This window comes from Lentzea sp. NPDC060358 (assembly GCF_042725365.1).
GTDB lineage: Bacteria > Actinomycetota > Actinomycetes > Mycobacteriales > Pseudonocardiaceae > Lentzea.
In genome coordinates this window covers 1-10,773 of sequence record NZ_JBHXCW010000250.1, presented here as the reverse complement: position 1 = coordinate 10,773, position 10,773 = coordinate 1, and the positions used below count along the sequence as shown (strand labels likewise).

The following is a 10,773-nucleotide window of genomic DNA, read 5'->3' as shown; positions in this document are numbered from 1 at the left end:
GCCGGCCGGCGTTCCGCCGCCGCGGGCGGGATGCCCCTTGCACGCCGGCCGACCCACGTCGATCATGGGGAGCAGCGGGTGTTCCGCTGTCCGGTCCAACCCGCGCCAGCCGCTCGATCTCCGGTTTCCGTTGATCTCGCCGTCTGTGGTTGGTTGGACACGCTAAGCGTAAGAATGGCTTCTACAGCACGACTGGAGCCCGACTGAAGTGATCTTCAAGCTCCAGGTGGCCACCAGGCGAAGGACAGATCGGTGACGCACGGCGAGGAACCCCTCAGGTACGAGGTTCTCGGCCTTCTCCGAGTCGTTCGCGCAGGTCAGGACGTTGATCTGGGGGCGGCGAAACAGCGCGCGGTCCTCGCGGTCCTGCTGCTGGCCCGCGGCACGCCCGTCAGCCGCGGGCAGATCATCGAAGCCGTCTGGGGCGACAACGCGCCCTCCAGCGCGGTGAATTTGGTCCAGACCTATGTGGCCGGACTGCGCCGGGCGCTCGAACCGGCCCGCGCGCGGCGCGCCCCGGCCGAGCTGCTGACGTCCGCGGGGGACGGCTACCTGCTGCGTGTCGAACCGGGCGCGCTCGACCTCGACGTGGTCGAACGTCAAGTGCTGCTCGCGAACCGCCTGCGCGCCGCCGGTGACCTCGCCGCAGCCGCGGTCGAGCTCGACGACGCGCTGGCGCTGTTCCGCGCCGAGCCGCTGGGCGGGGTGTCCGGGCTCTTCGCCGACGTCGAGCGCGGCCGGCTCGTGGAACGGCGGCTCGCGGTGCTCGAGGAACGCGCGGAGCTCGGCCTCGCGATCGGGCAGGGGCCCGAACTCGTCGCGCGGCTGGGCGCGGTGGTCGCCGAGCACCCGTTGCGCGAACGCGGCCACGGCCTGCTGATGCGCGCGCTGGTCCAAGCGGGCCGGCAGGCGGAGGCATTGGCGGCGTACCGGGAGGCGCGGCGCGTGCTGATCGAGGAGCTCGGCGTCGAACCGGGCTTCGAGCTGCGCCGCGTGCACCAGGCCGTGCTCGCGGGCAACAGCCCCGAGCCCGAACGCGCACCGGTCCGGGTGCCGGTGCAGGCCACGGCCCGCGAACTCGCGCCGGTGGCGGTGCCGGCGCAGCTGCCGCGCGCGCCCGTCGTGCTCGTCGGCAGGGATCCCGAGCTGGCCCAGATGGACGCCGTGCTGCGCGGCCACGACGGCCCGGTGCTGCTCGTGACCGGACCGGCCGGGGTGGGCAAGACGGCGCTGGCGCTGCACTGGGCGCACCGGGTCCGCGAGGAGTTCACGGACGGCCAGCTCTACGTCGACGTCCACGGCTACGACCCGAACCGGGAACCGCTGGAGATCGGCGAGGTGCTCAACCGGTTCCTGCGCGCGCTCGGCGTCCCGGCGAGCGACACGCCCGTCTCGGTCGACGAGCGCTCGGCACTGCTGCGCACGCTGCTGGCCGACCGCCGCATGCTCGTGATGCTCGACAACGTCCGCAGCTCCGCCGACCTGCTGCCGTTGCTGCCCGGCGCGCCCTCGTGCGTGGTCGTGACCTCACGCCGCCGCCTCGTCGGTCTCGTCGCGCAGGTCGAGGCGAAGCTGGTCGAGCTGGACATGCTCGACCCGGATGCCGCCGTCGACGTGCTGGGCCGCATCGCCGGGCGCGAGGACATCGAGTCCGGCGCCCTGCGGCAGCTCGCGGAGCTCTGCGACGGCCTGCCGCTGGCGTTGCGCATCGCCGCGGCCCGACTCGCCGTGTCGCCGAAGCTCGCGGTGGCCGAACTGGTCGAGGAACTGCAGGACGAACACGGCCGGTTGGCCGCCCTCGGTCTCGAGGACGGCGAAGGCACCGTGCGTGCCGCGCTGGACGCCTCACGCCGTGCGCTACCCGCGCTGCCGTCGCGGTTGCTGGCGATCATCGGCCTGCACCCCGGCGCGGACCTGACCCCGCACGTGGTCGCCGCGATGGGCGAGGTCGGCGTGCTGGAGGCGCAGCGGGCGCTGGACGCGTTGACCGCCGCGAACCTGCTGTCCGTCAGCGAACCCGGCCGCCACGTCGCCCACGACATCGTCCGCGTCTACACCAAGACCCTGGCGGGCGAGCTGTCCGAACCGGAACGCCGCGCCGCGACCGGCCGCATGCTCGACTACTACCTGCACTGCTCGGACCTGGCCGATGGCCTGCTGCCGATCAACCGCGGCAGCGTCCTGGTGGCGCCCGAGCACAGACCCGTCCACGTGCCGGCGCTGTCCGGCGCCGCGGACGCGATGGCGTGGTTCGACGCCGAGCGGGCGAACCTGATCGCCGCGGCCGAGCACGCCGCGACCTCCGGCTGGCACGTGCACGCCTGGCAGCTGCCGTACACGCTGTCGCGCTACCTCTGGCTGCGCACCGAGCGAGAGACCTCGCTGCGCCTCACCGAAGCCGCGCTGCAGGCGGCGATAGCGCTGAACGACGACGACGCGCGGTTCGTGATGCAGTTCAACCTCGGCGTGGCCCTGCTGCAGTTCGAACGCTTCGAGGAGGCCCTGGAAGCCCAGCGCGGCGCCCTGGAGACGGCCCGGCGCAAGGAGGACGTGCACCAGCAGGCCCGAGCGCTGACCACCGTCGCCGGCACGCTGCTCGACCTGGGCCGCGCCGAGGAGTCGGAGGCGCACTACCGCGAGGCGATGGAGATCTCGCGGATCGCCGGCTCGAAGTGGGCCGAGGCCAACGCGCACCACCACCTCGGCCTGCTGTACCTCGCGACCCAGCGCTTCGACGACGCGATGCCCTGGCTGCGGGTCGCGCTGGAGATGTACCACGAGGTGGGCGAGCAGTGCGGCGAGGCGGCGTGCCACGTCGACATCTCGACGGCCCTGCTCGAGACCGGCGACACCGACGGCGCGCTGTCGTCGGCGCGGACGGCCCTGGCCGTCGCCTCCGACGCCGTGTCGCCGTACCACCAGGCACTGGCGCACGACCGGCTGGCGGCGGTGTTCGAGGAGCTCGGCGCGCAGGGGGCGGCGGCGCACTGGCAGCGGGCGCTGGCGTTGTTCACGGAGCTGGGTGCTCCGGAGGCGGACGGGGTGCGGGCGCGGCTGGCTCGGACTCGGGTGGCTTCGGTGGGGTGAGCGCCGTTTGGGGGTTCGGCGCTGGGGTTGGGGTTGTGGGGTTGGGGTCGGTGTGAGGGGTGCGCTCGGTTCGAGGGGTGGTTGGCGTGGGGCGCGGCTTGGGGCGTGCCTCGGGGTGAGGGGTGCGCTTGGCGGGAGGGGCGCGTTCGGGCCGAGGGGAGCAGTTGGCGTGAGGCGCGCGTTCGGGTCGAGGGGCGTCGTTGACGTGAGGTGTGCGCTCGGGCGGGTGCGTGCTCGGGGCGAGGGTGTGCTTGGCGTTAGGCGCGTGTTCGAGCCGAAGGGAGCAGTTGGCTTGAGGCATCCCTCGGGCCGAGGGGTGCGCTTGGCGTGAGGGGCGCACTCGGGCCGCATGGCGTGAGGTGCGCGCTTGTGCCGTGGGCCGCGAGGTGTGCGCTCGTGCCGAGGCGTGCGTTCGGCTAGAACCGTCGGCTCGCCTGAGGTGCGCGCTCGGCGCGAGGGGTGCGTTCGGCGCTAGGCGCGCGTTCCGACTGACGGGTGCCCTCGGATTGAGGCGCGCGTTCAGGCCCGAGAGGTGCGTTCACGCTGCGGGCGCGTAAGAGCCCCGGCGCCATCCGCGCTCTTCGTACCCCGACGCCATCCACGCTCTCCGCACCTCGGCGCGGTCCGCGCAGGCTGCGCCCGTCCGCCCGCAGCCCCGTTCGCCCGCAGCACCCGTCTACCCCTCAGCCCCTCCACCCCGCCGCACTCCCGCCCGCACCGCCAACCCCACCGGCCGGGGTAAGGCCCCCACCGCTCCCGGACCACGTGATCGCCCGATGCCCACCCCGCCCCCTCAGCAGCACCCTCGGCACCATGACGGAATGGACCCCCGAAGCGATCAAGGCGGAAATCGACTACCGGCGTGACAGCGCCCGGTGCAACTGGCAGCGGTCGCACGGCACCGGGCCGTCCTGGCTGCGGCGGGTGATCCACCGCACCTCGCGGAAACACGGCGGCGTCGGGGCATGACGTGTGCGAGCATGCCTCTCGTGGCGCGCCTCGGTACCGGTATCCCGTTGGTCGCGCGTGATCGGGAGCTGGGCCGGTTGCGCGCCGCGTTGGCGCAGGCGGGGGAGGGTGCCGCGGGGGCGGTGCTGCTCGCGGGGGATGCCGGGGTCGGCAAGACGCGGCTGGTCGGTGAGCTCGCCGCCAGTGCCGGGGACACGCTCGTCCTCACGGGACGGTGCCTCGACGCCGGCGAGACCGGGTTGCCCTACCTGCCGTTCGCGGAGGCCCTGAGCACGCTCGGGAACACGGCGAACCGGCCCGCGCTCGCCATGTTGCTGCCCCAGCTCGCGTTGCCGGCCGAACGGGAGCCGGGCACCGAGAGCATGATCGCGCCGAGTCTCATCCCCGGTCGCCGGCCTGAGCAGGACGTCGGGCAGCTGCAGCTCTTCGACGCGGTGCTCGGGTTGCTCGGCGATCTCTCGCAGCAGCAACGCGTGCTTCTGGTGGTCGAGGACCTGCACTGGGCGGACGCCTCCACGCGCTACCTGCTGTCGTTCCTGTTGTCCCGCCTGCGTTCCCAGCGCCTGCTCGTCGTCGGCACCTACCGCGCGGACGACCTGCACCGCAGCCATCCGTTGCGCCCCTTGCTGTCCGAGCTGGTCCGGCTGCCCGCCGTCGACCGTCTGGACCTCACGCCGTTCAACGCCGCCGACGCCCGCAGGTTCGTCGAGGCGCTGTCCGACGACCTGCCGCAGGACGTCGTCCGGCAGGTCGCGGAACGGTCCGAGGGCAACGCGTTCTTCGCCGAGGAGCTCACGGCGGTGGCCACGTGCGACGACGCGCGGTCGTTGCCGTCCGCGCTCGCCGACGTGCTGCTCAGCCGGGTCGAGAGCCTCAGCCCCGAGGCGCAGCACGTGGTGCGGGTCGCGTCGGTGCGGGGACGGCGCGTGCGGCACTACCGGTTGCGCGAGGTCACCGGCATGACGGACATCGCGTTCGACGCGGCGTTGCGCGAGCTGGTCCAGCACCACCTGCTCGTCGTCGAGGACGACGAGGTCTACGCCTTCCGCCACGCGCTGGTCCGCGAGGCCGTGTACGGCGACCTGCTGCCCGGCGAACGGGTCCGGCTGCACGCGGGCTACGCCCACCACCTGGCCCAGCACCTCGACGAACGCGGTGCCGCCGCGGCGCTGGCGCACCACGCGTTCCAGAGTCACGACCTGCCGCAGGCGCTCAAGGCGTCGATCACCGCGTCGCGCGAGGCCGAACGGGCGGGTGCGCCCGCGGAGTCGTTGCGCCACCTGGAGAAGGCGCTCACCCTGTGGACCGCGGTGCCCGCGGCGGACCGTCCGTCCGATGTGGACGAGTCGGTGCTGCTGCGCCGGGCGTCCTGGGTCGCGGGCACGGCGGGCCAGCCGGAGCGGGCCGTCGCTTTCGGGCGCAACGCCCAGAAAGCGCTCGGCGGGCAGTCGCCCGAGGACGCGGCCGAGGTGCTGCTCCGGCTCGCCCAGGCGTTGTCGACGCTCGACGGCAACGACCGCGAGCACCACGAGGTGATGACCGGTGCCTGGGACCTGGTGCGCGAACGCGACGCCAGCCCGACTCGCGCCCGTGTGCTCGCGGGCATGGCTTCGTTGCTGCGCCAGCAAAGGCGGCACGCGGAGGCCGGGGAGTTCGCCGGCAAGGCCATCGCGGACGGCCGGGCCGCGCGTGCTCCCGGTGCGGTGGCGGACGCCCTGGGCACCCTCGGGCTCCTCGGCGACTACGCGGGCCGCCACGCCGAGGCGCGCACGGACTTCGAGCGCGCGATCGAGAGCGCCCGCGAGGTCGGGGCGGTCAACACCGAGCTGCGGGCCTGGTACTACTTCGGCCTGATGTACTACGACGCGGGCGACCTGGCCGAGGCCGCGAGCGTGTTCAAGCAGGCGGGCGACCGCGCCCAGGAGACCGGTCTGACCTGGAGCACCTACGGCGTCGAGATCCGCATCATGCAGGTCCTCGTGCACTACTACCTCGGCGACTGGTCCTACGCGGAGTGGGCGAGCGAACCGCCGGGCACGTCCGTGTCCTCCACGGTCCTCGCCCGGCTCGCCGCCGCCGGCACGCACCTCACGGTCTCGCGCGGCGAGCTGGCCGAGTCCGAGCGGATGATCACCAAGCTGCGCAACGACTGGCACCGCGACATCCAGATCGCGCTGATCACCGGCGGCACCGGCGGCGAGCTCGCGTTGTGGCGCGGTCGTCCGGAGCTCGCGGTCGACCGGGTCGCGGACGCCGTGGAGTGGACCAAGAAGCTCGGCGGGCCGTGGTCGCTCGCGGACATCCGGATCGGCGCGGTCGGCGTCGCCGGGTACGCCGACATCGCGGCCAAGGCCCGGCGCAAGCGCGACGCCGCCGCCGAGAAGAAGGCCGTCGAGGCGGGGCGCAAGCTGGCCGAGCACGTCCGGCTCACCGCGAAGAACGGTGTCCCGCGCAGCACCTCCCTCGGTCCCGAGGGCCAGGCATGGCTCGCCCGTGCCGTGGCGGAGGAGTCGCGGCTGACCGGTGCCGGCGACCCGGAGCTGTGGCGAGCCGCGGTCGACGGGTTCGCCTACGGGCTCGTGTACGAGCAGGCGCTGTGCCGCTGGCGGCTCGCGGAGGCCCTGCTCGGCGCCGACCGCCGCGACGAGGCCGCCGAGGAGCTGCGCAAGGCCGACGAGGTGGCGACGGAGCTCAAGGCCCTCCCGCTCGGCGAGGCCGTGGCCTCGTGCGCCAAGCGCGCCCGCATCACCCTCAGGCCCGAGGAACCGGTCCGTGAGCAGGTCGACCTCTTCACGCCGCGCGAACGCGACGTGCTCGGTCTCGTGGCCGCCGGGCGGACGAACCGCGAGGTCGGCGAGGAGCTCTACATCAGCGAGAAGACCGTCTCGGTGCACCTCTCGCGGATCATGGCCAAGCTGGGCGCCTCCCGGCGCGCGGAGGCCGTGGCGATCGCGTACGACCGGGGTCTGCTGGAGTAGTCCCGGTTGTCATACCTCAGGCTGATGCGCAACGCGTCGCGGAGTTGATGACCGCGCACCCGGGCTGCTCCTAGCTTCTTCCTCAGCACGCACCACCCCCTGTGAGGAAGGCAAGAGACATGTCTGCACTGGTGTCCGATACGAGCGCTGTCGGCACTACCGCCGCGGCCGCCCACAACCTGGTGAAGGTCTACGGCAGGGGTGACACCGCGGTGCGGGCGCTCGACGGCATCAACGTCGCTTTCCAGGCGGGGCGTTTCACGGCGATCATGGGTCCGTCGGGTTCGGGCAAGTCGACGCTGATGCACTGCCTGGCGGGCTTGGACACGGTGGACGGTGGGTCCATCCACATCGGACAGACCGAGATCACGAAGCTCGGCGACAAGGACCTGACGAAGCTGCGCCGTGACCGTGTCGGGTTCGTGTTCCAGGCGTTCAACCTTTTGCCGACGTTGACCGCGGAGCAGAACATCCTGCTGGGCTTGGAGCTCGCGGGTCGCAAGCCCGATCAGCAGTGGTTCGACACGATCGTCAACGTCCTCGGGCTGCGTGACCGCCTGACGCACCGCCCGACGGAGCTCTCCGGTGGCCAGCAGCAGCGCGTGGCGTGCGCCCGCGCGCTCGTCGCCCGGCCCGAGGTGATCTTCGCGGACGAGCCGACCGGCAACCTCGACTCGCGCAGCGGCGCGGAGGTGCTGGACTTCCTGCGCATGTCGGTCCGCAAGCTGGGCCAGACGGTGATCATGGTGACGCACGACCCGGTGGCCGCCAGCTACGCCGACCGCGTGGTGCTGCTCGCCGACGGCCGCCTCGCGGGCGAGATCCACCAGCCGACCACCGAGTCCGTCGTGAACGCCCTCACGCACCTGGGGGCGTGAGCTCGATGCTCAAGACGATCCTCGCGGGCCTGCGTGCCCGCACGGCACGACTGGTGCTGTCCAGCATCGCCATCGCGCTCGGCGTGGCGTTCGTGACCGGCACGCTGGTGCTCGGTGACGCGGTCGAGGCCCAGACCAGGGACAACTTCGCCCGCAGCGCCCGCAACGTCGACGCGGCGGTGCACTTGGCGGACAACAGCCCCAACAGCGAGACCGGCATCCCGGCCGACCTGCTGCAGAAGATCCGCTCCACGCAGGGCGTCGAGGGCGCCGACTCCCGCGAGTTCGGCAGCGCGGCCCTGCTCGGTGGCGACGGCAAGGCGCGCAACGCCGTCGTGCAGCCGTTGCCCACCACCGAGAAGCTGCGCGACTTCAACCTCCAGGACGGCCGGTTCCCCGCCAAGTCCGACGAGATCGCCGTTGACACCAAGACCGCGCAGATCGCGAAGCTCAAGGTCGGCGACAAGCTCACGATGCTCGACAAGGACAACGCCGAGCACTCCTACACGATCGTCGGCTCCTACCAGCAGGGCGCGAGCAGCATCTCCATGTCCGGCAGCGACCACGTGGTCGTCTCGCCGGAGGGCATGCGCACGCTGATCCCGGACCAGCGCATCTACGAGATCGTCGCGGTCGCCGGGTCCGGCGTGTCGCAGCAGCAGCTCGCGGACGAGATCAAGGCCGTCGTCGGCTCCGGCTACCAGGTGCAGACCGGTGAAGAGCTCACCAAGGCCACGCTCGAGCAGGTCGGCGACGCCGCCGGCGAGATCAAGTCGTTCCTGCTCGCGTTCGCCGCGATCTCGCTCGTCGTCGCGGGCATGGTCATCTACAACACCTTCACGATCCTCGTCGCCCAGCGCACGAAGGAGCTCGCGCTGCTGCGCTGCGTCGGCGCGGACCGCGGGCAGGTGTTCCGCAGCGTGCTCGCCGAAGCCGTCTTCATGGGCCTCGTCGCGTCGGTGCTGGGCATCCTCGGCGGGTTCGGCGTCTCGGCGGGCTTGCAGGTCCTCGTCGGGTCGGTGGGCGGTGGTGGCGGCGACGTCGACATCCGCCTGCCGCTCACCTGGACGACGATCGTCGCGGGCTTCGGCGTCGGTGTCGTCGTGACCGTGCTGTCGGCCGTGCTGCCGGCCCGCCGCGCCACCCGCGTAGCCCCCGTGGCGGCCCTGCGCTCGCAGCCGGACAGCCACGACGACGTCGCCCGCACCGGCAAGGTCCGGATCGTCGTCGCCACGCTGATCGCCCTGGCCGGTGCCGCCACCGTCCACCTCGGCATGCAGCAGGAAGAAGAGGCCGCGCTGTTCGTCACCGGCGGCGCCACGATGGTGCTGCTGCTCGCGGTCCTGCTCCTCGGCCCGCTGTACGTCCCGCTGGTGAACCGGCTGTTCGGCAAGGCGCTGCGCGGGGTTCCGTCGAAGCTGGCCTCGGCCAACGCGGGCCGCAACCCCAAGCGCACCGCCGCCACCACCGCCGCGCTGATGATCGGCGTGACCATCGTCGCGATGGTGACCGTCGTGGCCGGCAGCGCCCGCGAGACGATGAACCAGAAGGTCGAGGACCGCTTCCCGGCCGACTACGAGGTCAGCTCCAGCGTCTACAGCCAGCCGCTGACCCAGAAGTTCGCCGACGAGCTCGCGAAGGTCCGCGACGTCGCGAAGATCGCGCCGGAGCTGACGACGTCCACCGAGTCGCCGCAGCTCGAGTACGCCTACGTGACCGGCTACCCGGCCGACGCGATCGGCTCGCTCGTCCGCGCCGAGACCACCAACGGACCCCTGGGCTCGTTGAAGGACGACGAGATCGCCATGCGCGAGAAGGACGCCAAGCGGGCGGGCGTGGCCGTCGGCGCGACCGTGCAGCTCGGCGGCAAGGACTTCAAGGTCGCCGCGCTGGTCAAGGACAACACCTACGGCACGGGCATCGTGACGCTGCCCGCCGCCACCGCGTTGTCGAAGGAGCCGGTGAAGGGCTTCGACAAGCTCCTGGTCAAGCTCGCTCCCGGCACCGACATCGCGGCCGCCAGGACCGACCTGGAACGGGTCATCTCCACCTCGCCGGTCGCGGTGCTCAACTCCGCGGCCGAGACCAAGGCGGAGCTCAACTCCCAGCTCGACCAGATCCTGCTGTTCATCTGGGCGCTCGTGGGCCTGGCGCTGATCATCGCGCTGTTCGGCATCGCGAACACGCTCACGCTGTCGGTGCTGGAACGGACCCGCGAGTCGGCCCTGCTCAGGGCGCTCGGCCTCACCAGGGGCCAGCTGCGGCAGATGCTGGTGGTCGAGTCGATCCTGATGGCGCTGATCGGCGCGGTCGTCGGCGTGCTGCTGGGCGCGGGCTTCGGCTGGATCCTGGTCGAGGCGCTGTCCAACCCGGAGCTGCAGGTCAGCTTCTCGGTGCCGTTCGCGCAGATCGGCGTGATGCTCGGCCTGGCCGTGGTGGCCGCCGTGGTCGCCGCGGTGCTGCCGGCCCGGAGGGCCGCCCGGAACTCCATCGTCGCGGGGATGGCGGAGGCGTAGGGAGACACCCCGCCTGGTCCTCGTCGTCGGGGGCCCGGGTCAGGCGGGCGCGGGCGTGCGGGTACAGGGGCCGCACGGCCGGGGGATCGGTGGAGGTCCGGTGCCGTCGGGGCGCCGGGCCTCCGCCGTGTCCGGAGACCGTTCGGGCGGGACGCCCGCGCGCCGCCGAAAAAAGTTCGGCCCCGCGCGTCATGAACGGCGCGCGACCCCCTCTACCTGGGGTGGGGGACGACCCGTGCGAGGGCCCGGGCGTGCCACTTCCTCATCCGGGTGCCGCGCGGGTCACCCGAACGAGACGCACGCGAAAAACGGTCCACGTTTTTGTTTACCGTCTCCACAAAATTA

Annotated in this window: 5 protein-coding genes; all 5 read left to right on the top strand. The window is 72.3% G+C overall.

Features of this window, described 5'->3' with window-relative positions:
- Positions 1–252 precede the first annotated feature (252 nt).
- The 5 genes from ACFWGZ_RS34530 to ACFWGZ_RS34510 all read left to right on the top strand — a co-directional run bounded on the left by ACFWGZ_RS34530 (position 253) and on the right by ACFWGZ_RS34510 (position 10,428).
- Entirely contained in the window at positions 253–3,087 is a 2,835-nt protein-coding gene (locus ACFWGZ_RS34530) for a BTAD domain-containing putative transcriptional regulator (protein WP_382455782.1), read from the top strand.
- A gap of 813 nt (positions 3,088–3,900) precedes the next feature.
- On the top strand, positions 3,901–4,056 hold the full coding sequence (locus ACFWGZ_RS34525; protein ID WP_382455781.1) for a hypothetical protein: 156 nt from the start codon (positions 3,901–3,903) through the stop codon (positions 4,054–4,056).
- 11 nt (positions 4,057–4,067) lie between these two features.
- Positions 4,068–7,034, top strand: coding sequence for a helix-turn-helix transcriptional regulator (locus ACFWGZ_RS34520; protein ID WP_382455780.1), 2,967 nt, complete (start codon positions 4,068–4,070; stop codon positions 7,032–7,034).
- 119 nt (positions 7,035–7,153) lie between these two features.
- The gene (locus ACFWGZ_RS34515) at positions 7,154–7,912 is read left to right on the top strand and encodes an ABC transporter ATP-binding protein (protein WP_382455779.1); all 759 of its coding nucleotides are present in this window, start codon (positions 7,154–7,156) and stop codon (positions 7,910–7,912) included.
- Between the two features lie 5 nt (positions 7,913–7,917).
- Positions 7,918–10,428, top strand: a complete 2,511-nt coding sequence (locus ACFWGZ_RS34510; RefSeq protein WP_382455783.1) for an ABC transporter permease — start codon at positions 7,918–7,920, stop codon at positions 10,426–10,428.
- Positions 10,429–10,773: the final 345 nt, after the last annotated feature.